Source organism: Pseudomonas flavocrustae (assembly GCF_029872515.1).
Classification (GTDB): Bacteria; Pseudomonadota; Gammaproteobacteria; order Pseudomonadales; family Pseudomonadaceae; genus Chryseomonas; species Chryseomonas aestiva.
Window position 1 is genome coordinate 712725 of record NZ_JAPDIQ010000001.1, and the last position, 25535, is coordinate 738259.

Sequence of the window (25535 nt, forward strand, 5' to 3'; positions counted from 1 at the left end):
TCAGACCTCTCTGGCCAGGCGCAGGCCGGAAAACTGCCAGCGCATGGTGGGATAGAAGAAGTTGCGATAGGAGGCGCGCACATGGTCCTGGGGCGTGGCGCAGCAGCCACCGCGCAGGACCATCTGGCCGGACATGAACTTGCCGTTGTATTCGCCCAGGCTGCCCGGCAGCGGTTTGAAGCCGGGGTAGGGGCGGAAGGCGCTGCCGGTCCATTCCCAGACATCGCCGAACAGCTGGCGCATGCCCTGGCCCGTGCTACCGACCGGCTGCAGGTGATCCTGCTCGACGAAGTTTCCCTGGATCGGCTGGCGCGCCGCCACGGTCTCCCATTCCGCCTCGGTGGGCAGCCGGGCGCCGGCCCAGCTGGCGTAGGCATCGGCTTCGTAGAAGCTCAGGTGGCAGACCGGTGCAGCCTGATCCACCGGAGTCAGGCCGCCCAGGGTGAAGTGATGCCAGACGCCATCGAGCTTCTGCCAGTACAGCGGCGCCTGCCAGCCGAGGCTGCGGATGGCCGCGGCGCCGTCGGACAGCCAGAGATCGCTGCGGCCGTAGCCATTGTCTTCGATGAAGGCCAGGTATTCGCCATTGGTGACCAGCCGATCGGCCAGCTGGAAGTCATCGACGAACTGGCGGTGGACCGGCGTCTCGCAATCGAAGGCGAAGCCGTCGCCGCCATGGCCGACATGCCGGACGCCGCCTGGATGGCTTTCCCAGCCCAGGGGCGCTATCGGCGCTGTGGGCCCCTTGGCCAGGTCGGCGCGATAGACCGGGTGCAGGGGGTTCTGCGCCAGGATGTGCTTGATATCCATGAGCAGCAATTCCTGGTGCTGCTGCTCGTGGTGCAGACCCAGCTCCAGGCGTCGGGCGATCTCGACGGCGTGTTCGGCGGGCGGCGCGCTGAGCAGTTCGGCCATGGCCGTGTCCACCGCCGCACGAAAGCGATAGACGTCGTCCACGCCCGGTCGCGACAGGTGCCCGCGGGCCGCCCGGGGAAAGGGCTTGCCATGGGTCTCGTAATAGGAGTTGAACAGGTAGTCGTAAGCCGGATTGGGCGTCTGGTAACCCTTGAGGAAGGGCTTGAGGATGAAAGCCTCGAAGAACCAGGTGACGTGGGCCAGGTGCCATTTCGGCGGACTGACGTCGGCCATGCTCTGGATGACGTAATCCTCGACGGTGAGCGGGGCGCACAGGGCCTCGCTGGCCCTGCGCACGCGCTGGAAGCGGTCGAGCAGGGTGGTGGCGGTGTCACTCGCTGCGGGCAGCTCGCGGGCGAGAGGATTCATGGCGTTCTCCCTGGTCGGCCTTTTGGTTGTCAGGAAACCGACCGGACGCCATAAGTTTAGTTCGCCCGGTTATGACGGGCGGTCTCGCTTGCCGCTCTCTACCACCAGGTTTCCAGCTGCACACCGAAGTTGTTGCCGTGGCGGGCATCGCCGAAGGCACCGCTGTCGGACAGCGCCGTGCCGGCCACGGCAGCGTCCTGGGCGCCGCGGTTCCAACTGGCGTAGGTCCAGTAGAGGCGGATCTCCGGCCGGTCCATCAGCCCCATGCCGCCCAGCGCCAGGGTCGGCGCCACGGTGACCTTGTTCAGCGTGCGGGTTGCACCACTGTCGGGGTGGATCTGGTCGTGGCCGAACTCCACCTGCAGCTTGAACAGCCGGGTGAAGGCATAGCTGGGCCGCACGCCAAAGGAATACCAGGTCTGGCCGCCATCGCCCGGCGCCCGGTCGCGCTGGTAGAGCGCCAGCAACTGGCCGCCGAAGCGCGGGGTGAGCTGCCAGCGCGGCGATTCGAGTACGCGCAGGCTTTCGTAATCCCGGTCGGCGGTCAGGCTGCCGGTGGCGCCCAGACCGGTGCCCGGACCGCGGCCGTATTGCACGGTGAAGACATTGACCCCGCCAAAGAACTGCGACTGCTTGTGCTCGGCGGTGGCCGACCAGCCGCTGTGGGCGTTCTGCACCTGGCCGGCGCGCTGGATATAGGACAGCCCCAGTTCGATCTCGCCACCGGGATTGGTCTTGATGCCGCCCAGGTTCAGGTCGTGGCGATTGGCCTTGTCCGGCTGGTCGACGTTGTCTTCGCGACTGAAGGCGTAGCTCAGTCGCAGCCCGCTGTCGCCCAGGCCGTAGTCCTCCACGCCGAAACCGGTGCCGCTCGGATTCCAGTAGTAGAAGTCGTTGATATGGATGTCGTGACGCTTGTAGTAGCGGCGACCGGCCCAGAGTCCGCCGCCATTGAGCGCCGGCAGGCTGAGACTGGTCCAGATCTGCGGCAGGCGGACGTTGCCGTTGTCGCCACTGAAGGTGGGGGTCTGGTCATAGACGTTGTAAAGGCTGGCCATGCCGTGCACCTTGAGTTCGGTGCCATCGACGCCCTTGTACAGGGTCTGGTGCAGTTCGAGTTCCCAGTAGGTCTCGCATTCATTACCCAGGCGGTACTTGGCGGGTGCCCCGGGCAGCTGGAAGCAGCTCTGCTTGCCGCCTTCCGCAGCGCCACCGACACCTACCCGGCCGTAGCCGCTGAATTCCAGCGCCACGGCGTTCAGTGGCAGGCTGCCGGCAAGCAGGGCGAGGCAGGCGGCGGTGCCGGCCTGGCGAAAAACTCTACTCATACCCAAAAATCCCTCTGTGGTTTGGCGAACGCCGATCGGACCTGATGCCAGGTCGACAAGTTGCGCGAAAACCTCGTCCTATCAAGGACTTGGATCGAGATCGAGACCTGGGCGAACAGGGTCGAGAGCGGTGGCCTAAAGAGAATGGTTGACGACCAGGCCTCCCGCTGGCGACGCTGGGGTTTTTGGCCAGGGAAAGTATTACAAGATGAAACCGACGCTGCTGATGGCCCCGCAATTGCCCCAGGGACTGGTTGACCAACTCGAGGCTCACTACCGGGTACTGGGTCCCTTTCCTTCAGCCGATCCTGCGGCCTTGCCTGTCGGTGCCGAGGAGGCGGTGGCCCTGCTGACCATTGGCGGCCTGCCGACTCGCGCGGCCTTGCTCGACGCGCTCCCGGCGTTGCGCCTGGTGGCCTGCTATGGCACCGGCTACGAGGGCGTGGAGCTGGCGGCCTGTCGCGAGCGCGGCATCGCCGTGACCACCGCCGGTGACGCCAACGCCACCGCCGTGGCGGAATTCACCTTTGGCCTGATCCTGGCCAGCGCCCGTCGCCTGTTGCAGGGCGATGCCTTCGTCCGCAGCGGTCGCTGGCAGGGCAATGCCGTCGAGCGCATGCCCCAGGTCCCGGGCCTGGCCGGGCGGCGCCTGGGCATCTATGGCCTGGGCGAGATCGGTCGGCGCATCGCCCGCCGCGGTGAGGCCTTCGACATGGAGATCGGCTACTTCAATCGCTCGCCGCGGGAGGGGCTGGACTATGCCTATCACGGCAGTCTGCTGGAGCTGGCGCGCTGGAGCGATGTGCTGGTGGTGGCGGTCCGCGCCAGCGCCGAGACCGTGGGCGCGGTGGATGCCGGGGTCCTGGCCGCGCTTGGTGCGGAGGGCCATCTGGTCAATATCTCTCGCGGCAGCGTGGTCGACGAAGAGGCCCTGGCCGAGGCCTTGGAGCAGGGAGTGATCGCCGGCGCGGCGCTGGATGTCTTCGCCCGCGAACCCGAGGTGCCCGAACGCCTGCGCCAGCAGCCCAACCTGGTGCTCAGCCCCCATGTCGCGGCCAATGCGGCCTCGGCCCAGCAGGCCCAGCAACAGGTGATGCTGGCCAACCTCGAAGCCATGCTGGAGGGGGGCGAATTGCGCAATCGCATCGCCTGAGAGCCTGTTGAAAGTCTGCTGCGCGTCGGCCAAACGGCGTTGAATACACCCTGGATCGCCAGCCCGGTCGGAATGCTCATTTACCACTCGTAAACTCGCACGCGAGCTCGGTCCGCTTCCTCAGGTCTCTTCGTCTTGTTTGGCTCTAGCTCGCTAGACTTCAAACAGGCTCTTGTTCGCCACCGGTCGGCTTGGGTTGTGGCCCCTGCTAGCCACTCCCATATTGAGCGCATGACCTCGAACTCGCCTGCCGCCGTCCTGGCGGACTTTCACGACGCGCCGCGCAGCTGGTTCACGACGCGCTTTCCCGCCCCGACCGAGGCGCAGCTGCAGGCCTGGCCGGCCATTCGCGCCGGCGCCTCGGTGCTGGTGGCGGCCCCCACCGGCTCGGGCAAGACGCTGACCGCCTTCTTCGCCGTGCTGGATGGCCTGGTCCAGGAGGCGTTGCAGGCAGACGGCCTGCCCGAGGCCTGTCTCTGGCTCTATGTGTCCCCGCTCAAGGCCCTGTCCAACGACATCCGCCTCAATCTCGAAGAACCCCTGGCCGGCATCGGCGCGGCGCTGGACGCGCGGGGGTTGCCGCCGCTGGCATTGCGCACGGCGGTGCGTACCGGCGATACCCCGCAAAAGGAGCGGGCGGCCATGCGCCGGCGGCCGCCGCACCTGCTGGTCACCACGCCCGAATCCCTCTATGTGCTGCTGGGTTCGGATTCCGGGCGACGAATGCTGGCCAGCGTGCGCGGCGTCATCGTCGACGAGATCCATGCCATCGCCGATGGCAAGCGCGGCAGCCACCTGACCCTGAGCCTGGCGCGCCTGGAAGCCCTCACCGGGCAGCCGCTGCAGCGCATCGGTCTGTCGGCCACCCAGAAGCCGCTGGCCGCCGTGGCCGCCTTTCTGGTCGGGCGCGATGCCCAGGGCCAGCCCCGCCCCTGTACGGTGATCGACATCGGCCACCAGCGCGCCCGCGACCTGGCGCTGGAAGTGCCGCCCATTCCCCTGGAGGCCCTGCTGTCCACCCAGGCCTGGGAGCTGGTCTACGACCGCCTGGCCGAACTGGCCGAGGCGCACCGCACCACCCTGGTGTTCGTCAACACCCGTCGCCTGGCCGAGCGCATGGCGCGCCAGCTGTCGGATCGCCTCGGCAGCACCCAGGTCGCCGCCCACCACGGCAGCCTGGCCCGGGAGCAGCGACTGGACGCCGAGCAGCGCCTCAAGCGCGGCGAATTGCGCCTGCTGCTGGCGACCGCTTCCCTGGAGCTGGGCATCGACATCGGCGAGGTCGACCTGGTCTGCCAGATCGGCTCGCCGGGTTCCATCGCCGCCTTTCTGCAACGGGTCGGTCGGGCCAACCACCAGGTCGGCGGCCTGCCCAAGGGACGGCTGTTTCCCACCTCGCGGGACGACCTGGTGGAGTGCGTGGCGCTGCTCGACTGCGTGCGTCGCGGTGAGCTGGATACCCTGCACATCCCCGTGGCGCCCCTGGACGTCCTGGCCCAGCAGCTGGTGGCCGAGGTCGCCTGCCAGGAGTGGTCGGAAGCGGGCCTGCTGGCCGTGCTGCGCCAGGCCGAGCCCTATGCGGCGCTGAGCGAGGCCGATTATCGGGCCGTGGTGGAGATGCTCAGCCAGGGCTATACGGATCGCCGCGGTCCGCGCGCCGCCTATGTTCATCGGGACGCGGTCAACGGTCTCCTGCGTGGCCGCCGGGGCGGCAAGGCGACTGCGGTGATGAGCGGCGGTACCATCCCGGAGAGCGGCGATTTCAGCGTGCTGCTCGAACCCCAGGGCCATACCGTCGGCAGCGTCAACGAGGACTTCGCCTTCGAAAGCCTGGTGGGCGACGTCTTCCAGCTGGGCAACACCGCCTACCGCATCGTCAAGATCGAAGGCAGCAAGGTGCGGGTGGAGGATGCCAGGGGACAGCCGCCCAATATCCCCTTCTGGCACGGCGAGGCGCCGGGGCGCAGCGATGAGCTGTCGGCCGGCCTGGCGCGGTTGCGCGCGGAACTCGAACCCCTGCTGCCCGCGGCCGGCGAACCTCCGGAACCGGCCATCGCCCGCCTCGGCGCGGCCTATGCGCTGGAGGAGGGCGCGGCGCGCCAGCTGGTGGACTATCTCGGTCGGGCACGCCAGGCGCTGGGCGCCTTGCCGACCCAGCAGACCCTGGTGATGGAGCGTTTTTTCGACCAGGCCGGCGGTATGCAGCTGATCATCCATGCGCCCTTCGGCAGCCGTATCAACCGCGCCTGGGGCCTGGCCCTGCGCAAGAGATTCTGCCGCAATTTCAATGTCGAGCTGCAGGCGGCAGCCACCGAGAACGCCCTGATTCTCTCGCTGGCAACCAGCCACAGCTTCATGCTCGACGAGGTCTGGCGCTACCTGCATCCGGCCACCGCCGAGACCGTGCTGATCCAGGCGCTGCTCGACGCCCCGCTGTTCGCCGTGCGCTGGCGCTGGAATGCCACCACGGCCCTGGCCCTGCCGCGCTTCAGCGCCGGGCGCAAGGTGGCCACCCAGGTGCAGCGCATGCGCAGCGAAGACCTCCTGGCCACGGTCTTTCCCGAGCAGGTCGCCTGCCTGGAAAATCTCGCCGGCGAGCGGCAGGTGCCGGATCATCCGCTGGTCCGCCAGACCCTCGACGACTGCCTGCACGAATCCCTCGACAGCCGTGGCTGGCTGGCCCTGCTGGAACGTATCACCGGTGGCCAACTGACCCTGCTGAGCCGCGACCTGCCCGGACCTTCGCCACTGGCTGCCGAGGTGCTCACGGCCAAACCCTATGCCTATCTGGACGACGCTCCCGTCGAAGAGCGGCGGACCCTGGCGGTGCAGAATCGCCGTTTCGGCGGCGCCGATCCGGACGAGCTGGGCGCCCTGGATCCGGCGGCCATCGACCTGGTTCGGGCGGAGGCCTGGCCGCGGCTGGAGAGCGCCGATGACCTGCACGAAGCCCTGCTCGGCGTCGGCTTTCTCACCGAGGCGGAGCTGGCCCCCCACCAGACCCAGGCTCGCCAGTTGGTCAAGGCCGGGCGGGCAGGGCGGTTGCGGCTGCCGGCGGCGACCCTCTGGATCGCGGCCGAGCGACTGCCGTTGTTCCAGGTGCTGTTTCCAGGCGCCGCCACGGAGCCGGTGCTCAGTGCGCCGCCAGGTTTCGCGGCGCCCGCGGATGCCGAGGCGGCCCTGGTCGAGGTGCTGCGCGCGCGCCTCACCGCGCTGGGTCCGGTAGGCCAGGAGGAGCTGGCCGCCAGCCTCGGGTTGCCAGCAGCGCAGCTCACGCCGGCGCTGCTGGCCCTGGAGGGCGAGGGCTATGTCCTGCAGGGGCGCTTCACCACGGCAGGCAAGGCTGTGGAATGGTGCGAGCGGCACCTGCTGGCGCGGATTCATCGCTACACCCTGGGGCGGCTACGCAAGGCCATCGAGCCGGTGGCCCTGGCCGACTACCTGAGATTCCTGCTGGAGCACCAGCAGCTGGCCGGTCCGGCGAGCCTGAGAGGCAACGAGGGCCTGGAGCAGGTGATCGGCCTGCTGGAAGGCTTCGAGGTCGCCGCCGCCGGCTGGGAAGGCGAGATCCTGCCCAGTCGCCTGCCGGACTATCAGTTCACCTACCTCGATGACCTCTGCCGCGCCGGTCGCGTGGTCTGGCTGCGCCTGCCCCAGGCGGGGCGGGGCGGTAGCGGACCGGTCAAGGGTTCGCCCATCGTCCTGCTGCCGCGGCGACACCTGGCCGACTGGAACAGCCTGACCGAGCCCACCGGCAGCGAGATGCTGTCACCCAAGGCGCAGCGGGTGCTGGAGGTGCTGACGCAACGCGGTGCCTCCTTCTTCGATGAGCTGCTCGGCGCGGCGCGCCTGCTGCGCAGCGAACTGGAGACGGCCCTGGGCGAGCTGGTGGGAGTCGGTGCGGTCAACGCCGACAGCTTCGCTGGTCTGCGCGCCCTGCTGCAGCCGGCGGCCAAGCGCGGCAGCGGTCGCAGCGGTTTGCGCCGCGGGCGCATGGCACTCTATGGCGGGATGGAGGATGCCGGCCGCTGGGTCGCCTTGCGGCCGGCCGAGGCGCCGGACGATGCGCGGCTGCCAGATGCGCTGCTGGAGCGCCTGGTCGGGCTGCTGCTGCGTCGCTATGGCGTGCTCTGCTGGCAACTGCTGCAGCGGGAGAGCGCCGTTTTGCCGCCCTGGCGCGATCTCCTGCGTGCCTGCCATCGCCTGGAAGCCCGCGGCGAGATCCGCGGTGGTCGCTTCATTGCCGGGCTCTCCGGCGAGCAATTCGCCGATCCGGCCGCCATCGCCCCCCTGCGCGAGTGGCGCCAGCGCCCGGCGGAAGACCTGTGGGTGTGCGTCTCGGCGCTGGATCCGCTCAACCTGGTCGGTACCCTGCTGCCCGGCGCCAAGATACCCGCCGTGGCCGGCAATCGCCTGCTCTATCGCGACGGAGTGCCCATCGCCGCGCGGGTAGGAACCAGGGTCAGCTGGCTGGTGGAGCTGGAAGCCGGGGAACAGGTGCGGGCGCGGCAGGCCCTGCAGCAACTGGGGCGGGAACGACCCCAGGTCGGCATCGGGCGCAGCCTGCTGCGGCAGTAAAGACTAGAAGAAGGGGTGCGAGGCCTTGAGCATCAGGGCGCTGTCGCAGTAGGTGTTGTGGCCCGAATACACCGAGCAGTCGGCCCCTCTCAGGCTGGTGCCGCTGTAGGTCAGGTTGAACAGGGTATTCACCCACTTGCGACTCAGATTCACCGACCAGTCGTTGAAACTGCGCACCATGCCGCCGCTGTCGAGGGTCGAGGGCACATCCAGCACATAGTTGGTGTACTTGAGCGAGACCCCGGTCTTGATCAGCGGCAACGTCCCCAGATCGGCATAGAGCGAAGCGTTGTGGCGCCCCGGGTCATTGGCGAAGGCCGCGCCCAGGCGCTTGCCATAGACGGTCATCCCGGAATACAACTCGCGGCTGGGATCGACGTTCTGGATCAGGTTGCTGTAGTTGATCACGCCCAGCTCATAGCCATAGCCAGGGGCGAAGCGGTGCTTGTAGCCCGCGTAGGTGTCCATCTCTAGCAACGGCGCATCCGCGGACGAAGCATTGTTGGTCGTCCACTGGCCGAAATACAGCCCGCTGTCGTGGGTGAGATCGAAGCCCCCGCCCATGCCGGCGGAGTTGGGCGCGACCAGACCCTGAGCCATGCTGCGTGACGGCGCCGTGCCCATCTTCAGATCGAAATCCCCTACCTCGCGCTGCATGCCCCAGGTGGCCGCCAGCGCCGGACTGGCCAGCAGCCCGAGCGCGATGAAGAGAGGTAAGGATCTGGTCATGGGAGCACTCCTGCCGTGCCGGTCACGCTAACTGGAGAAAGAATGTGATGGGGATAACAACAAGCAGGGAGAACATCGAGGTGCGAGCACCCTGATGACATCGTTGTTATTGGATGAGAAACCGCGGCTAACCCGTTATCGTCCGGCGATGATAACCAACGACGGTGGCATATTTTCACCATTCGTCAGTTTCCAGGTCGAGAATTGAACTCGATAGCAATATCAAGACCGACAGATTTGATATGGGTTCCGATAACAATCGGCAGCGCCTGACCAGGCGAGCGTCGGAGCGGCACCGGCACTGTCTTCGGGCAAAAGACACACTTTTTGACAAAGCGCCGCCCTGTTGCGACGAACAACCGCACGTGGGTGGATTGAATCGACCAGGAAAGACTCAATATTGTGGAGGAGGGCAGCAAGGTCTGCCCGCTATGGCTGTCCCTGATTGAGCGCTGGCTCGAGGAGTTTCCATGAACGACCGTATACAAGCTCTGATGCTGGACCTGCTCGCGCGACTCGGTCTGGTCAAGGCCATCCCGATTCCCAGCCGTGAACGCGAGCAGCTGGCTGCCCAGCGTCGTCGCCAGCAGCAGCGCCGCTAAGCGTTACCGGCCTTGACGGGCGCGAAGCCGGTCGGCTGGAGCCGCCCGGTTCGCGCGCGGTCCCCCGAGCGGGGACCCAGGCTTACTTGAGGTTGCCGCTGAGGAACTGGCGCAGGCGCTCGCTACGCGGGCTCACCAGCACTTCGCTCGGCGGACCTTCTTCCTCCACCACCCCCTGGTGCAGGAACAGCACCTGAGAAGACACCTCGCGGGCGAACGCCATCTCGTGGGTCACCATGAGCATGGTACGTCCCTCTTCCGCCAAGGCGCGAATCACCTTCAGCACCTCGCCGACCAGCTCCGGGTCGAGCGCCGAGGTGGGCTCGTCGAACAGCATGATTTCCGGCTCCATGGCCAGGGCGCGGGCGATGGCCACCCGCTGCTGCTGGCCACCGGAGAGGAAGGCCGGATACTGATCAGCGACCCGCGCTTGCAGACCGACCTTGTCCAGGTACTTGCGCGCGCGTTCTTCGGCTTCCGCCTTGCTGATGCCCAGCGCCTTGCGCGGCGCCAGGGTGATGTTGTCCAGCACGCTCAGGTGACTCCAGAGATTGAAGTGCTGGAAGACCATGGCCAGGCGGGTGCGCAGATTCTGCAGCTGGGCCGCGTCGGCCACCCGGACGGCGCCGCGATCCTCGGCCATGCGGATGGTCTCGCCATCCAGGGTCATGGTCACGGCATTGGGCTGCTCGAGGAAGTTGATGCAGCGCAGGAAGGTGCTCTTGCCCGAGCCACTGGCGCCGATCAGGCTGACCACATCGCCGGTCTTGGCCTTGAGCGAGACGCCCTTGAGCACTTCGTGGTCGCCGTAACGCTTGTGCAGGCCTTCGACGGTCAGTTTGTACATGGATAGGAATTCCACAGCTGAAAAGGGGTAGGGGTCACGGCGAGAGCAGGTAGCCGCTGCGATAGGCCTCGGTGCCCGCCACATGGGCGATCACCATGCCGGCCGTGGCCATGCGGCGATTGGAACGCGCATAGAGGATGCCGGCGACCGCGCTGCGGACCTCTTCGACGCGGTCGCTGATGGGGTCCACGACCTGCGCCAGCACCTGGCCGACCGCGATGCGCTCGCCCACCTGGGCCTTGAGCACCAGCACGCCACCCTGGGTGGTCGCCACGGGCTCCACGGCCGCCAGCGGCGTGGCCGGTTGCAGCAGCGGCGGCAGGGGGGCGGCGGCGCCGCTCAGAAAGCCCTGGTGGCGCAGGTAGTTGACGATGGCCTCGGCATCCGCCGCGGCGAGTTCGTCACGCACGTCCAGCTGGCCGCGCAGCTCCAGGGTCACCGACAGGCTGCCCAGGGGCAGGCGCTCGCCAAAGCGCTGGTTGAGGTTCCACCAGAGCAGGGTGAAGCATTCGTCGAAGGACTGGCCGCCCGAATCGGTGGCGAGCAGGCTGGCTTCGGAACCGAAGTAGCGCGCCAGCGGCTCGACCTGGGGCCAGGCTTCCGGCGTGGTGTAGAGGTGGGCGACCGCGTCGAAATCGCAGTGCAGATCGAGCACCACCTCGGCGTCGCAGGCCAGGCGCTGCAGGGTCAGGCGCTGACTGTCGAGCTGGGTGGTGGCGGCTTCCCCGGCCAGGGCGGTGCGGAAGGCCTCGCGCACCAAGGCCTGGTTGGCGCTCACGTCGTCACCGAGGCGTTCGGCGATGGCGGCTTCGACCTGGGCGGTCATGTCGCGGAAGCGGCGATTGAAGTTCTGCCCGCTTTCCAGCTCGTAGCGACCGAGGTGGACGTCGGCGACCTGCTGATCCTGGCCGATGGGGTTGGCCACCGGTACCAGGACCACCTCCGCCAGGAGTTCACCGGCGGCTTCCAGCGCCCGGAGGCGCTGCTTGAGGTGCCAGGCGGTGAGCATGCCGGGCAGTTCGTCGGCATGCAGCGAGGCCTGGATATAGACCTTGCGGCCACTGTCGGCGGGACCGAAGTGGAAGCTGTGGATGCAGCGCTCGGTGCCCGGGACCGGGGCGACCAGCGGATGGGTGAGATGGCGCATGACAACTCCGGGGCCGCGCCGGGCGCGGCCGCTTGGGTCAGTGGGTCGGGCCGAGGAAGGCCAGCCAGCGGCGCTCCGCCAGGCGGAACAGGCCGATCAGGATGAAGGACACCGCCAGGTACAGCAACGCGGCCAGGCCGAAGGCCTGGAAGGTCAGGAAGGTGGCGGTGTTGGCGTCGCGGGCGATCTTGAGCAGGTCCGGCACCGTGGCGGTGAAGGCCAGGGTGGTGGAGTGCAGCATCATGATGACTTCGTTGCTGTAGAAGGGCAGCGAGCGGCGCAGCGCCGAAGGTAGGATGACATGCACGTACAGGCGCCAGCCATCCAGGCCGTAGGCCTTGGCCGCCTCGACCTCGCCGTGGGGGGTGTTGCGGATGGCCCCGGCGAAGATCTCGGTGGTGTAGGCGCAGGTATTCAGGGCGAAGGCCAGGATGGTGCAGTTCAGGCCGTCGCGGAAGAAGCTGCCCAGCATCGGCTGGTCGCGCACGAAGCCCAGGCTGTAGATGCCGGTGTAGCAGATCAGCAGCTGCAGATAGAGCGGGGTGCCACGGAAGACGTAGGTATAGAAGCCGATCGGCCAGCGCAGCCAGCGGCGCTCCGAGACCCGGGCCACCGACAGCGGCACCGAGACGATGAAGCCGATCACCACCGAGGCCACCAGCAGCCAGAGGGTCATGGCCAGGCCGGTGATGTGGTAGCCATCGGTCCACAGCAGGGGTTTCCAGTATTGCTGCAGGAGTTCGATCATCGCTTGGCCTCCCGCACGCCGACGTGATAGCGCCGTTCCAGGGCCCCGAGGATGGCGTTGGTCATGGCGGTGATGAGCAGATAGATGACGCCGGCGACGATCAGGAAATAGAACAGCTTGAAGGTGCCCTTGCCGGCCTCCTGGGAGGCGCGGACCAGATCGGCCAGGCCGATGATGGAGACCAGCGCGGTGGCCTTGAGCAGCACCTGCCAGTTGTTGCCGATGCCGGGCAGCGCGAATCTCATCATCTGCGGAAAGGTGATCAGGGTGAAGGTCTGCCAGCGGCTCAGCCCGTAGGCCAGGGCGGCCTCGCCCTGACCGCGCGGCACGGCGAGGATGGCGCCGCGAAAGGTCTCGGTGAAGTAGGCGCCGTAGATGAAGCCGAGGGTGGCGATACCGGCGGCCATGGGATCGATGTCGATGTAATCCCAGCCCATGTAGTCGGTGAGGGCGCCCAGCCAGTTCTGCAGGCTGTAGAAGATCAGCAGCATCAGCACCAGATCGGGCACGCCACGGATCAGGGTGGTGTAGCTCTGGGCAATGAAGCGCAGGGGCGCGAGGCGCGACAGCTTGGCCGAGGCGCCGAGCAGGCCGAGGATGACCGCCACGATCAGCGCGAAGCCGGCGAGCTTGAGGGTCGTCAGGGTGCCTTCCAGGATCAGCGGGCCGTAGCCATGCAGGCTGAGCGTGCCCAGTCCGATGGACTGCAAGAAGGAGTCGAAGGAATTCTGCTGCATGCGTCTTGGGAAAATCGCCTGGTGAGGCCGCCGGCGCGGTGGGCGCCGGCGGTCATACGTAAAACGCCCCCGGTGGCACCGGAGGCGTTTGCCGAACCGACCTTACTTGGGATCGTAGAGGTTCAGGTCGCCGAAGTACTTCTTCTGGATCTTGTCGTAGGTGCCGTCGGCGTGGATGGCCGCGATGCCCTTGTTGACGAAGGTCTTGAACTCGTCGTTGCCCTTGCGGATACCGATGGCGGTATCGGCCGGCAGCAACTCGTCATGGATGGCGGTGTTGGTGTAGCCCTTGCCCTGGGGCGACTTCATGAAGCCACCTTCGGCCTGCAGCATGTCCTGCATGGCGACGTCGATACGACCGGACACCAGGTCGGCATAGACCTGATCCTGGTTCTGGTAGCTCTGGACGTTGACGCCGTTGGGCGCCAGTTTCTGCTTGGCGAAGGTTTCCTGGATGGTGCCCTGCTGCACGCCCACGGTCTTGCCCTTCAGGCTTTCCGCGGTGGCCTGCAGGTTGGCGCCTTCCTTGGTGACCATGGAGGAGGGGCCCGACCACAGCAGGTCGGAGAAGTCGATCTGTTCGGCACGCGCCGGGGTCTTGGTCAGCGAGGACAGGATGCCGTCGAACTTGCGCGCGCGCAGGCCGGGAATCAGGCCGTCGAAGTCACTCACCACCCACTTGCACTTCACCGCCAGCTTTTCGCAGATGGCGTTGCCCAGCTCGATGTCGAAGCCGACGAAGCTGCCATCGGCGGCCTGGGATTCGAAGGGCGGATAGGTGGTATCCACACCGAAGCGGATCTCTTTCCATTCCTTGGCCATCGCCGAACCGGCGGCCAGACACAGGGCGAGCGCAGAGAGAGTCAGCCAGCTTTTTTTCATGTCGGATCCTAGTGCGAATGTGGATGAAATCATGGCGCCAGTACGACGCCCGTGCCCTCGCGGGAGCAATAAGCTTACCAGTCGGCGAAGATCGTCCCAAATCTGTACGCGGTTGCCGCGTTGGTTACATCCTGTAGCAGCCGACCCCGCCGAGCGGCGCGCATTATGCACCGGAAAGGCGCGGCTTTCCTGCCCGGCGCGGACGAACGCACCGCTTTGGGTCTAAAAAAATACGCATGCGCCAAAGGTGGGCAGAAAGGTAGCAGAAGACCCGTTTCGCTAAGACATCGTATCTGTTCGGTAGCAATCACGGAGTACAGCTGTGTGCAAAGGAAACGGGAGTGAAGCCGGATGAACTGTGGAGACAAGACCACACATCTAAACAACATTGAGGTGGCATCTGCCGCTCAGGCCACCGCGATCGCCCAAGGTTTCCAGGCGTTTGTCAGCGCCCAGCATCCGCAGTTGGCTGACGAGTCAGCCGATGTCCCACTGCAGCTGGTCATCGTCGAGCATTCCCGGGTCATAGCCGGTCTTCTAGGTCGTGTGTTCTGGAAGGGGCTGGAGATCGAGGTGCTCTGGGTAGACCAGGGGCATCGCCAGCGCGGACTGGGTCGGCAACTCCTGCAGCGAGCGGAAGCTGAGGCGCGCATCCAGGGCGCTCAGGTGGCTTATCTACGCACCGCCCAGGCAGCGGCCTTCTATGAGCGGTGTGGCTACCAGCATTGCGGCTACCTACCACGACCGCTGGGGACAGGCCTGCACAGCTACCACAAGGTAATGGGCTAGCCGGTGGCGCGGAGCCTGGGCAGGTTGCTGGCGCTGGTCTTCCTGGCCGCGCTCTATGGGGCGCTGCATGACCAGCTCAGCTACGGCCTGGGTCCGGATTACTTCGATTGCCTGAAATTTTCGCAATTCGGGCTGCTCGATAGCGACCTGGCGGCCCGCTGGCGAGTGGCCCGGGTGGGTCTCCAGGCCGGCGCGGCGGCAGGACTGCCCCTGGGCCTGGCGCTGCTCTGGTTGGCGCGTGGACGTCCTGTCGGTGACCGTTATCTCTGGCGCGGCAGCGCGGCCGTGCTGCTCGGGGCGCTGGGTTGCGCCGTGCTGGGCCTGGGCCTGGGTTGGCTTGCCCTGGAGCTGGGCAGCGTCCTGCGGGTGCCGGACTGCGTGCAGGACCGCAGAGGTTTCCTGCTGGCGGCCTGGATGCACGATGGCAGCTACCTGGGCGCCCTGCTGGCTTTGCTGGTGTTTGCCTGGCGCAACCGGCTGCGCCGCTGAAACCGCGCGAGGATTCGCGCGACGCCGGCTTCCAGCGCCAGAAAGAGCAGGGCGACCGTACCGCCGAGCAGGGTGCTGCCGATCCGCTCACGGGCGATGCTCGCCTCGGGGGCGCCGGCCAGGGCGACCATCAGCACCGTGGTGCCGGTGATGAACAGCGTCTGCAGCGAATAGCGACCGTCCTGCAGCAGATAGGCGCCCGCCGCACACAGCAGGCAGGCAGCGGCCAGGACGGCAGGCGTGTTGTCGAGCCAGACCACCGCGCCCGCCAGCAGGCAACCGGCCAGGGTGCCGCCCAGCCGACCCAGGCCACGCCGCCAGGTATCGCCCAGCCGCGGCTTGAGCACCAGCAGGGCGGTCATCGGCGCCCAGTAGCCGTGGCCGTAATCGAGCAGGCCGGTCAGGGTCTGGCAGAGGGCGACCACGGCGGCGGCATAGAAGCCGTAGCGGCCGAGCCGAAATCTGTCTTCGAACAGCACCACCACCTCCCTGAGATGGGCCTTGAGGGAACCGGTGCGCAGCCGCCATTGGGAGCGATAGAGGGCCTTTTGTACGAGGGCGAAGAACAGCAGTTGCAGCAGTCCGCCGCCGAGCACCAGGCCACCCCGCAGCAGGGCCTGGTGGAGATCACCGGGAAAGCCGCCGGCTACCAGCAGGGCCACCGTCCACTGCTGGGTGATCCACCAGGGTCCATTGCCCACGGCGAACAGCCAGGCGCAGCAGGCCGCCCACAGGGCGCCGGCCAGGACCAGCGCCGGCAGCTGATGACCCAGCAGGGAGCCAACCACGGCGGAAAAGGCCATGCCCAGCGCCGCCACCAGCATGGGCGCCAGGGGCTCGGCGGCAAAGCTCTTGTAGGCGCCGAAGCCGACGGTATAGGCGCCACCCAGGGCCACCACGCAGGGGAGCCAGGCCCCGGTCCACCCGCCGGTGAGCAGGATCGCCGCCAGGGCTGGCAGGCAGGCGAGCGCCAGGGCCCAGCGCGGTTCCCGCGGCGAGCCCAGGGCGCCATCGGTCACCGGCGGCGCGGTCTGGCCGGCCATGGCTAGGCCAGCAGATTCTGCAGGATGTCGAGGGTGTCCGCTTCGGCCACCGGCTTGTCGTGGCGCCAGCGCAGCATCCGTGGAAAGCGCACGGCGACACCGCTCTTGTGGCGCTTGGACAGGGCGATGCCCTCGAAACCCAGCTCGAACACCAGGGTCGGCTCGACGCTGCGTACCGGACCAAATTTCTCCACGGTGGTGCGCCGGACGATGGCGTCCACCTTGCGCATCTCTTCGTCGGTGAGGCCGGAGTAGGCCTTGGCGAAGGGCACCAGGGTGCGTTCGCTACTCTCCGGCGGACCGTCCCAGACGGCGAAGGTGTAGTCGGAATAGAGACTGGCACGCCGCCCATGGCCGCGCTGGGCGTAGATGAGCACCGCATCCACCGAGAAGGGATCGACCTTCCATTTCCACCAGGTGCCCATGTCCTTGGTGCGGCCGACGCCATACAGCGAATCCTTGGCCTTGAGCATCATCCCTTCGACCCCCAGGGTGCGCGAAGCCTCGCGCTGGCGGGCAAGGTCCTGCCAGTCTTTGCCGTGCAGCAGCGGCGAGGGGCGCAGCAGCGGACTGGCGCAGCGCGCCACTACCCCTTCCAGTTCGGCGCGACGCTCGCGTTGCGGGTGGCTGCGCAGGTCATGGCCATGCCATTCCAGCAGGTCGTAGGCGAGCAGGATGACCGGTACGTCTTCGAGGATCTTCTTGCCCAGGGTCTTGCGCCCGATGCGTTGCTGCAGCAGCGCGAAGGGCTGCACGCCGAAGGGGATGGGCGCGGCCGGATCGCGGCCGTCCTGCTGCTCGCTCACTTCCTCGCTGCTGAGCAGGGCGTCGGGCGCGGCGTCTTCCTTCCAGACCACGATCTCGCCGTCGATGACAGTGCCATCGGGTAGCGATTCCGCGAGGGGATGCAGTTCGGGAAAGCGATCGGTGACCAGATCCTCACCCCGCGACCAGATCCACAGGCGACCGTCGCGCTTGACCAGCTGGGCGCGGATGCCGTCCCACTTCCATTCCACCTGCCAGTCCTCGGCCGGCCCCAGTTGCGCCTCGAACTGCTCAACCGGCAATTGCAGGGCGTGGGCCAGAAAGAAGGGATAGGGCTGGCCGCCACGCTGGGCATGCTCGTCCGGACTTTCCGGGGCGACCAGGCGGGCATAGCCCTCGGCGGTGGGGCGGTGGGACAGATCGGTGTAGCCCACCAGGCGCTGGGCGACGCGCTTGGGGTCCAGGTCCGCCAGAGTGGCCAGGGCGCGGGTCACCAGCAGCTTGGAGACACCGACGCGGAACTCGCCGGTGATCAGCTTGATGCAGACCATCAGGCTCTGCCGATCCAGCTGGCCCCAGAGCGGCGGCAGGCGCTCGGCCAGCTCCTCCGGTGGTAGGCCGCGCAGGGGCAGCAGGTACTCCTCCAGCCAGAAGGCCAGGCCCTCGGCATTGGCGGCATCGGCGGTGGGAATCAGCAGTGCCATGGTTTCGGCCAGATCGCCCACCGCCTGGTAGCTTTCTTCGAACAGCCACTCGGGCAGCCCGGAGAGGGTCATGGTCAATTCACGCAGCTGCCGGGTCGGCACCAGCCGGCGGGGGCGGCCGCCGGCGAGGAAGTACACCGCCCAGGCGGCATCCGCCGCCGGGGCGCTGCCGAAATAGTCCACCAGCGCCGCGAGCTTGGCATTGCTGGAGGTGGTGGCGTCGAGACGCCCATAGAGTTCGGCGAAGGCCTTCATGCCTGGGCCTCCGCGGTGACGGGGGTATCGTCTTCCTCACCGTATTCGGTGGTGAAGCCCTGGGCGTCCAGGCTCTGGTCGCGCAGGTAGCGCACCAGGGTGGCGACCGAGCCATGGGTGACCATCACCCGCTCGGCGCCGGTCTGCTCGATGGCCCACAGCAGGCCCGGCCAGTCGGCGTGGTCGGAAAGCACGAAGCCGCGATCCACGCCGCGCCGGCGGCGGGTACCGCGCAGCATCATCCAGCCGCTGGCGAAGGCGTCGCTGTGCTCGCCGAAGCGGCGGATCCAGGTGCTGCCGCCGGCCGAGGGCGGCGCGATGATCAGCGCCTGGCGCAGCGTCGGGTCGCTCTTCTTGAAGTCGCCGGCATAGTGGGTTTCCGGGATGCGGATGCCGGCTTCGCGGTAGACCCGGTTCAGAGGCTCCACCGCACCATGGGCGAGGATGGGACCGATCTCCGGATCCAGGCCGTGCAGGAGCCGTTGCGCCTTGCCGAAGGCATAGCTGTAGAGCACGCTGGCCAACCCCCTGGCCTGGTTGGCGCGCCACCAGGCGTTGACCTCGGCAAAGATCTCCGCCTGGGGGCGCCAGCGATAGATCGGCAGGCCAAAGGTGGATTCGGTGATGAAGGTGTGGCAACGCACCGGCTCGAAGGGGGTGCAGGTGCCATCGGGTTCGACCTTGTAGTCACCCGAGGCCACCCAGACCTCGCCACGGTATTCCAGGCGCACCTGGGCCGAGCCCAGCACATGGCCGGCCGGGTGGAAGCTCAGCTTGACCCCGTGGTGATCGATGACCTCGCCGTATTCCAGGGTCTGGAGATTGATGTCGGCACCCAGCCGGGCGCGCAGGATGCCGGCGCTGCCGGAGGTGGCAAGATAGTGGCCGTTGCCCACCCGGGCATGGTCGCCGTGGCCGTGGGTGATGACCGAACGTTCCACCGGATGCCAGGGATCGATGTAGAAGTCGCCGGGCGGGCAATAGAGGCCGTCCGGTCGGGCGATGACGAGGTCCATGGGCGCCGCTCTGCTGGGGAATACCCATAGGAACGGCGGCCGGGCTCCGGAGTTCGCCGCTCAGGCCTGGGCGGCGAAGCTCAGGGCCTGTTGCAGGGCGGCCTGGCCGACCACCTCGCCGATCACCAGGATCGCCGGGCTGCGCAGCTGGAAGAGGGCGGCGTCCACCTGCAGGTCCTGCAGGGTCGAGCGGCACTCGCGCTGGTCCGGCAGGGAGGCGTTCTCGATCATGGCCACCGGTGTGGTCAGCGCGAGACCGCCGTCCAGCAGGCCCTGCTGGATTTCGGCCAGGCGGGCCACGCCCATGTAGACCACCAGCGTGGTACCAGTGGCGGCCAGGGCTGCCCAGTTGGGCGCCGTGTCGTCCTGGGTATGGGCGGTGACCAGGGTCACGCCGCGGGCCACGCCTCTCAGGGTCAGGGAGATGCCGCAGGCGGTGGCACCGGCCAGGCCGGCAGTGATGCCGTTGACGATCTCGCTGGCGACGCCACGGGCGGCCAGCCATTCGGCTTCCTCGCCGGCACGACCGAAGATGCAGGGATCGCCGCCCTTGAGCCGGGCCACGCAACGGCCCTGGCGGGCATAGCGCAGCATCAGCCGGTGGATGAAGGCCTGGGGCGTGGAGCGGCAGCCGCCGCGCTTGCCGACGCGGATCACCCGGGCGGTAGGGCAGTGTTCGAGCACCGCCGGATTGACCAGGTCATCGATCATCACCACCTCGGCCTCGCCCAGGGCGCGCACCGCCTTGAGGGTCAGCAGCTCGGGATCGCCGGGGCCGGCACCGATCAACCAGACTTTCCCGCTCATGTAGTGACCTCTCGTTTCCAGGGTGGCGACTGTAACGCAAAAAAAAGGCGTCCCGCTGCAAGCAGCTGGGACGCCTTTGTCCGGAGGGTCTTTCCTCGCCGTTGAAGAAAGACCTATGTGTATTGTGGAATTGCAGACTTCATGCCAAGGCGCAGATCCGTTCTTTCCGGCGGTTTACCGCTGGAAAGGGGGCAGCGGGCTGCCCCTTTTGGGCGCAGCGTGCTGCAAAGGAGGGCATGACGCCGCGAGGTCTTCAGTGCCGATAGAGCCAGAGCAGCACCAGCAGCAGATTCAGCAGCAGCGAACAGGCGGCCACGATCTGCCAGGTGCGCAGGGGATCGCGCTGCAGCAGCGGCAGCGGGCGGGCCAGGGGTTGGCGCTCGCCCTGCTCCAGCAGCAGCAGGGCTTCCTCGGCGGTTTCGAAGCGGTCGGCGGGGTCGACCGCCACGGCGCGCTGCAGCCAGTCGTCGAGCCAGGCCGGCGCATCCGGGCGCCGGCGCAGGACGCTGGCGGGCGCGCCGAAGCGGGGGCGCTGGAAGGGTTCCACCTCGCCGTAGGGATAGCCACCCGTCAGCAGCTGGTAGAGGGTCACCCCGGCCGCATAGAGATCCTGGGCCGGACTGGGCTCGGCGCCCTCGAAGGACTCCGGCGCCCGGTAGCTGGGAGTGCCCGGGCTGTCATGCAGATCCTCGGACAGCTGCGGACAGTAGGCCAGGCCGAAGTCCAGCAGGCGCAATTCGCCATCCTGGCCGCGATGCAGGTTGTCCGGCTTGATGTCGCGGTGAAGGATGTTGCGCCTGTGCAGCTGGCCGAGGGCCCGCAGCAGGCGGGAGGCGACGTCCAGCCAGTCGGCCAGGGCCAGGGGGCCTTCGCTGCGTAGCTGCTGCGCCAGGGTACGACCGGCATATTCCCGTTGCACGAAGTAGAGATGCGCCCGCCGCGGCAACGGATGGACCTCGACGAAGGCGCGCCCGGCGACCCGGCGCAGGAACCACTCCTCCATGAGCAGGGCATGACCGGCCAGGGTGTCGAATTGCAGCGCCGCGGGCAGGGTCTTGAGCAGCCAGGGACGGCCGCCCTCGTCCTTGACCCGGTAGAGCAGCGATTGCCGCGACTCGGCCAGACGCTCCACCACCGTCCAGCCTTCGAAGTGCTGGCCGGGCTTGAGCGCCGGCAACGGCGGCCAGGTATCGGCGCTGGCCAGGGTATCGGCCAGGGACACGTCAGGGAGGCGGTCGACCCGTACCAGCAGGGCGCTGGCGTTGTCCTGACCACCGGCATGCAGGGCGCCGGCCACCAGGGCCTGGGCAGTGGCCTCCAGCTCCGCGACGCCATCGACCAGGATGCGCCTCATGCTGTCTTCACCCAGCGCGGCCCAGACGCCGTCGCTCACCAGGAGCAGGGTTTCGCCGGCTTCCAGCTCGCCTTCGCGAAAGTCCACCACCAGGTGGTTCTCCAGGCCCAGGGCGCGGGTCAGCACATGCTGCATGCCGGCCTGCTGCCAGACGTGGTCGACGGTGAGGCAGCTCAGCCGGTCGCCGTGCCAGCGATAGGCGCGGCAGTCGCCGACGTGGGCCAGGGTATAGCGCCGCCCGCGGATCACCAGGGCGGTGAGGGTGGTCAGCAGTGGCTGGCCATTGCCCGCAGCCTGCAGCCAGCGATTCTGCGCCAGCAGCAACCGCTCCAGGGCCTGGGCCACCGGCCAGGTCTCCGGCGTGGAATAGTAATCCTGGGCCAGGGCCTGGAGGGTGGCGCGGGCGGCCAGGCCACCGTCGGGACAGCCGCTGACGCCATCGGCGAGGGCGAACAGATGCCCCTTGGTCGCCGCCAGCGCCGCGCTGGGCTGGACACTGCGCAAGGCGTCCTGGTTTTCCTTGCGCGGACCGGTCGCAGTGGCTTCGGCGAAGGCGAGTTCTAGAGGCATGTAGGGGGCGCCAGAGAGGAGAGGAGACCGGCGATGCAAAAGCGATACCCGACCACCGGACGCCCCTGATCCCTCACCAGATTTCCACGCGTTTCTCGTCCGGCCGGACCATGGCATCACCCGCCTTGCAGCTGAACGCCTTGGCGAAGGACGGCATGTTGGACGGCGCGCCAAGCGCGCGGAATCTCATGGGCGCATGGGGGTCGGTGTTGAGGAACAGGCGCGCCTGCTCTTCACGGATCGAACCGCGCCAGACCCGCGCCCAGTTGAGGAAGAAGCGCTGCTGCTGGGTATAGCCATCGATCTTCCGGTTGGCTTCCTCCGGCTTTTTCGCCAGGGCCAGTTGCAGGGCGTCGTAGGCCGCATTGATGCCGCCGAGATCGCCGATGTTCTCGCCCAGGGTGAGCTTGCCGTTGACGTGCAGCTCCGGATGATCCGGCAGCGGCTGGTAGTTGTCGAACTGCTCCACCAGTTTGCCGGTGCGGGCTTCGAAGGCCTTGCGATCGGCCGGGGTCCACCAGTCCACCTGGTTGCCGGCGCCGTCGAACTTGCTGCCCTGGTCGTCGAAACCATGGCTGGCCTCGTGACCGATCACTGCGCCGATACCGCCGTAGTTGATGGCATCGTCGCCGTCCGGATAGAAGAACGGCGGCTGCAGGATGGCGGCGGGGAAGTTGATGGTGTTGTCGGTGGGGCTGTAGTAGGCATTGACCGTCTGCGGGTACATGCCCCATTCCTGGCGGTCGGTGGGCTTGCCGATCTTGTCCAGGTCATGGCGATAGTTGAAGCGCGAGGCGGCTTCCAGGTTGGCATAGAAGCCCTGCGGCTTGAGGGTCAGGCCGCTCCAGTCGCGCCAGCGCTCGGGATAGCCGATCTTGGGCAGGAAGCTGTCCCACTTGGCCAGCGCCTTCTGCTTGGTCTCCGGACTCATCCAGTCGAGCTGCTCGATGCGCGCCTTGAGCGCCAGCATCACGTTATCCACCAGTTCCTGGGCCCGCGCCTTGGCCTGGGGGGAGAAGTGCTCCTGCACATAGAGCTGGCCGAGACCTTCGCCCATGGCGCCGTTGACCGCGCGCAGCACCCGCTTCCAGCGTTCGCTCTGCTGCTGCTGGCCACTCAGGGTCTTCTGGTTGAATTCGAAGCTTTCCTGCTGGAAAGGCCTGGACAGCAGCGGCGCGGCGTCGTCGATCACATGGGCACGCAGATAGGCCTGCCACTGCTCGACGGGGGTCTGGGCCAGCATCCGGTCGAATTCGGCGAAGAAGCCCGGCTGGGACAGCGAAAAGCCCTGCTGGCCGGTGACGCCCTGGCTGGCGAAGAAGGCCTGCCAGTCGAAGTGCGGCGTGACCTTGTTGGCTTCGGCGAAGCTCAGGTAGTGATACTGGTTCTCCGGATTGCGCAGCTCCACCGGCTTGACCGAGGCCCGCGCCAGGCGACTTTCGAAGGCCAGCACCAGTTCGGCCTGGGCGGCCGCCTTGGCCTTGGGCACTCCGGTCAGCACCAGCAGCCGGGCGATATGGCCGAGATAGGCCTGGCGCAGCTTGGCGTAGTCGGCTTCGGTGTAATAGTCGGGCGTGGGCAGGCCCAGGCCGCCCTGGTAGGCGTAGGCGATCTGCTGCTTGGCATTCTGATAATCGGCGCCGGAGCCGAAGGAGAACACCTGCATGTCGCCACGGGCGAAGCTCTGTTGCAGGTACTTCACGACATCAGCCGTGGTGCGCAACCCGTCGATGGCCGCCAGTTGCGCCTGGATCGGCCGATAGCCGGCGCGCTCGATGGCGGCCTCGTCCATGCCCGAGCGATACAGCCAGCCGACCTTCTGTTCCACCGAGCCTGCTTGCGCGCGGTCCGCCGTGCGGGCGGCGCGCTGCAGGATGGCGTGCTGGTCGTTGAGCGATTTTTCCCCCAGGGCCATGAAGGACCCCCAGCGTGACTTGTCCGGCGGGATCGGATTGGCCGCGACCCATTTTTCATTGACGAAGGTGTCGAGGTCGCTACAGGCGGTGGCGGGGTCACCCAGTTCGGTGACGTCGAAGACCGGGGCGGCGAAGGCCTGGCTGCCGAGCAGCAGGCCGATGGCGAGGGTGAGGGGTTTCAACGCAGGCATGGGAGAAAAGGGTCTCCAGGAAAGGACAGGAAAGCAGGGTGGGGCGTCGAGGGTAGCGGTCGGGGCGCGACCCTGCCAAGGGCAGGTATTTCACAGGCTTCAGAAACGACGATCCCCGCCGAGGCGGGGATCGTGGGCGACGCTCTGGATCAGAACACCGTCAGCTGCGCCAGTTGCAGCAGCGGCTGCGGATAGACGCCGAGGATGAAGGTCGCGATGGAAATGGCGATCAGCATCACGCCACCAACGCGCTGACCCCAGTTCATCGGCGCATCGTGGCGCTGCAGGCCCTGCTCGGTCAGGTACAGGGTGACCATCACGCGCAGGTAGTAGAACAGGCCGATGGCACTGCCCAGCACGATGGCCGCGGTCTGCCACCACATGCCTGCTTCCACGCCCACGGTGATGACGTAGAACTTGCCGATGAAGCCGGCGGTGAGCGGGATGCCGGCCAGGGACAGCATCATCACCGTCAGCGCCGCGGTCAGGTACGGACGGCGCCAGAACAGGCCGCGGTACTCGAACAGGGCATCGGCGTCACGCTGGCCGTTGCTCGGGCTGGACATCAGGGTAATCACGCCGAAAGCGCCCAGGCTGGTGAAGACATAGGTCACCAGGTAGACCGCCACGGCCTCCATCGACAGGCCTTCGCCCGACGCCACCGCCACCAGCAGGTAGCCGAAGTGGGAGATGGAGGAATAACCCAGCAGACGCTTGAGGTTGCTCTGCATCAGTGCCAGCAGGTTGCCCACCAGCATGGAGGCGATGGCGATGAAGGCGATAGCATCGTGCAGCCAGCCGTCTTCGGTGGCCATGGGCATGGTCTGGAACACCCGCACCAGCACGGCGAAGACGGCAACCTTGCTGGCGGTGGCCAGGAAGGCACCGACCGGAGCCGGGGAGCCTTCGTAGACGTCCGGGGTCCAGAGGTGGAAGGGCACCAGCGACAGCTTGAAGCCAAGGCCGACGATCAGCATGCCGAGGCCGATTTCCATCAGCAGGCCGGTGCTCGCCGGGGCGTCCATCTGCATGCCGATGTCGGCGAAGTTCAGGCTGCCGGACTGGGCGTAGAGCAGGGCCATGCCGAACAGCAGGATGGCCGAGCCGGCGGCGGACAGCACCAGGTACTTCATGCCGGCTTCCAGGGAACGGCGATTGAAGTAGCTGTAGGCCACCAGGCCGTAGACCGGTACCGACAGCAGTTCCAGGCCGATGAACAGGCCGGCGACGTTCTGCGCCGCCACCAGCACCAGACCCCCGGTGGCGGAGATCAGCAGCAGCAGGTACAGCTCTTCGCGGTTGCCCGGATAGCCTTCCATGTAGGCATGCGACAGGGTCATGCAGGCCAGGGTGGCGATCAGGATCAGCGCCATGTAGAAGCAGGTGAAACCGTCGATGCGCAACATCGGGGTGACATCGATGGCACCGACGCCGAGGGCCGGGATGCAGGACAGCAGGGCCAGGTTGAGACCGATCACGCCCAGAGTCGGGATGATGGTGTGATCCCGCCGCCAGGCGATGCCCAGCATCACCACCACGGCGGTGAAGCCGGTGATGATGATCGGCAGGAGGGCGATGAAGTGTTCGTAGGTAAAGGTCAT

The 25535-nt window shown here is 67.2% G+C and carries 20 protein-coding genes; 5 read left to right on the plus strand and 15 right to left on the minus strand.

Annotated features, from left to right (window positions below):
* Positions 1-1284: an ergothioneine biosynthesis protein EgtB gene (egtB, locus tag OMP44_RS03315; RefSeq protein WP_187979666.1), complete on the minus strand. Its 1284-nt coding sequence runs from the start codon at positions 1282-1284 to the stop codon at positions 1-3.
* 98 nt (positions 1285-1382) lie between these two features.
* Positions 1383-2612 carry a maltoporin gene (locus tag OMP44_RS03320; protein WP_280306427.1) on the minus strand — a complete coding sequence of 410 codons (1230 nt, stop codon included), beginning with the start codon at positions 2610-2612 and terminating at the stop codon, positions 1383-1385.
* Positions 2613-2820: 208 nt separating this feature from the next.
* On the opposite strand from OMP44_RS03320, the gene OMP44_RS03325 reads away from it, so the two are divergent.
* Both OMP44_RS03325 and OMP44_RS03330 read left to right on the plus strand, forming a co-directional pair.
* Positions 2821-3765 (plus strand): NAD(P)-dependent oxidoreductase, encoded by a 945-nt coding sequence (locus OMP44_RS03325; protein WP_187979664.1) that lies wholly within the window; start codon positions 2821-2823, stop codon positions 3763-3765.
* A gap of 231 nt (positions 3766-3996) precedes the next feature.
* The gene (locus tag OMP44_RS03330; RefSeq protein WP_280306429.1) at positions 3997-8343 is read left to right on the plus strand and encodes a DEAD/DEAH box helicase; all 4347 of its coding nucleotides are present in this window, start codon (positions 3997-3999) and stop codon (positions 8341-8343) included.
* Between the two features lie 3 nt (positions 8344-8346).
* Here the strand turns inward: OMP44_RS03330 and OMP44_RS03335 are convergent, their stop codons facing one another.
* Entirely contained in the window at positions 8347-9072 is a 726-nt protein-coding gene (locus OMP44_RS03335; RefSeq protein WP_187979663.1) for a TorF family putative porin, read from the minus strand.
* A 470-nt stretch (positions 9073-9542) separates the two neighbouring features.
* Between OMP44_RS03335 and OMP44_RS03340 the strand changes: the two genes are divergently transcribed.
* Positions 9543-9674 carry a hypothetical protein gene (locus tag OMP44_RS03340; protein WP_007158915.1) on the plus strand — a complete coding sequence of 44 codons (132 nt, stop codon included), beginning with the start codon at positions 9543-9545 and terminating at the stop codon, positions 9672-9674.
* 82 nt (positions 9675-9756) lie between these two features.
* Here OMP44_RS03340 and OMP44_RS03345 read toward each other — a convergent pair whose 3' ends face one another.
* The 5 genes from OMP44_RS03345 to OMP44_RS03365 all read right to left on the minus strand — a co-directional run bounded on the left by OMP44_RS03345 (position 9757) and on the right by OMP44_RS03365 (position 14035).
* A complete protein-coding gene (locus OMP44_RS03345) occupies positions 9757-10521 on the minus strand; it encodes an ABC transporter ATP-binding protein (protein ID WP_133861067.1) in 765 nt (254 codons plus the stop codon).
* Between the two features lie 34 nt (positions 10522-10555).
* On the minus strand, positions 10556-11668 hold the full coding sequence (locus OMP44_RS03350) for a succinylglutamate desuccinylase/aspartoacylase family protein (protein ID WP_280306431.1): 1113 nt from the start codon (positions 11666-11668) through the stop codon (positions 10556-10558).
* Positions 11669-11705: 37 nt separating this feature from the next.
* Positions 11706-12416 carry an ABC transporter permease gene (locus tag OMP44_RS03355; RefSeq protein ID WP_007158912.1) on the minus strand — a complete coding sequence of 237 codons (711 nt, stop codon included), beginning with the start codon at positions 12414-12416 and terminating at the stop codon, positions 11706-11708.
* Positions 12413-13153 carry an ABC transporter permease gene (locus OMP44_RS03360; RefSeq protein ID WP_280306434.1) on the minus strand — a complete coding sequence of 247 codons (741 nt, stop codon included), beginning with the start codon at positions 13151-13153 and terminating at the stop codon, positions 12413-12415. Before OMP44_RS03360 ends, OMP44_RS03355 begins: the two co-directional genes overlap by 4 nt.
* Positions 13154-13255: 102 nt before the next feature.
* Complete coding sequence (locus OMP44_RS03365) at positions 13256-14035, minus strand: transporter substrate-binding domain-containing protein (RefSeq protein ID WP_133861064.1); 780 nt, start codon at positions 14033-14035, stop codon at positions 13256-13258.
* A 351-nt stretch (positions 14036-14386) separates the two neighbouring features.
* On the opposite strand from OMP44_RS03365, the gene OMP44_RS03370 reads away from it, so the two are divergent.
* Positions 14387-14824, plus strand: a complete 438-nt coding sequence (locus tag OMP44_RS03370) for a GNAT family N-acetyltransferase (RefSeq protein ID WP_280306436.1) — start codon at positions 14387-14389, stop codon at positions 14822-14824.
* Between the two features lie 3 nt (positions 14825-14827).
* A complete protein-coding gene (locus OMP44_RS03375; protein ID WP_187979659.1) occupies positions 14828-15313 on the plus strand; it encodes a hypothetical protein in 486 nt (161 codons plus the stop codon).
* Here the strand turns inward: OMP44_RS03375 and OMP44_RS03380 are convergent.
* The 7 genes from OMP44_RS03380 to nuoN all read right to left on the minus strand — a co-directional run bounded on the left by OMP44_RS03380 (position 15253) and on the right by nuoN (position 25535).
* Positions 15253-16356 carry an FUSC family protein gene (locus OMP44_RS03380; protein ID WP_280306437.1) on the minus strand — a complete coding sequence of 368 codons (1104 nt, stop codon included), beginning with the start codon at positions 16354-16356 and terminating at the stop codon, positions 15253-15255. The two genes, OMP44_RS03375 and OMP44_RS03380, sit on opposite strands and share 61 nt — an antisense overlap.
* 2 nt (positions 16357-16358) lie before the next feature.
* The gene (locus tag OMP44_RS03385) at positions 16359-18080 is read right to left on the minus strand and encodes an ATP-dependent DNA ligase (RefSeq protein ID WP_280306438.1); all 1722 of its coding nucleotides are present in this window, start codon (positions 18078-18080) and stop codon (positions 16359-16361) included.
* Positions 18077-19096: a ligase-associated DNA damage response exonuclease gene (locus OMP44_RS03390; RefSeq protein WP_280306439.1), complete on the minus strand. Its 1020-nt coding sequence runs from the start codon at positions 19094-19096 to the stop codon at positions 18077-18079. Before OMP44_RS03390 ends, OMP44_RS03385 begins: the two co-directional genes overlap by 4 nt.
* Before the next feature lie 60 nt (positions 19097-19156).
* Positions 19157-19903 carry a uroporphyrinogen-III C-methyltransferase gene (cobA, locus tag OMP44_RS03395; protein WP_273862255.1) on the minus strand — a complete coding sequence of 249 codons (747 nt, stop codon included), beginning with the start codon at positions 19901-19903 and terminating at the stop codon, positions 19157-19159.
* A gap of 253 nt (positions 19904-20156) precedes the next feature.
* Complete coding sequence (locus OMP44_RS03400; protein WP_280306441.1) at positions 20157-21827, minus strand: bifunctional protein-serine/threonine kinase/phosphatase; 1671 nt, start codon at positions 21825-21827, stop codon at positions 20157-20159.
* A 73-nt stretch (positions 21828-21900) separates the two neighbouring features.
* Entirely contained in the window at positions 21901-23934 is a 2034-nt protein-coding gene (locus tag OMP44_RS03405) for a M13 family metallopeptidase (protein WP_280306442.1), read from the minus strand.
* A 149-nt stretch (positions 23935-24083) separates the two neighbouring features.
* On the minus strand, positions 24084-25535 hold the full coding sequence (nuoN, locus tag OMP44_RS03410) for an NADH-quinone oxidoreductase subunit NuoN (RefSeq protein WP_280306444.1): 1452 nt from the start codon (positions 25533-25535) through the stop codon (positions 24084-24086).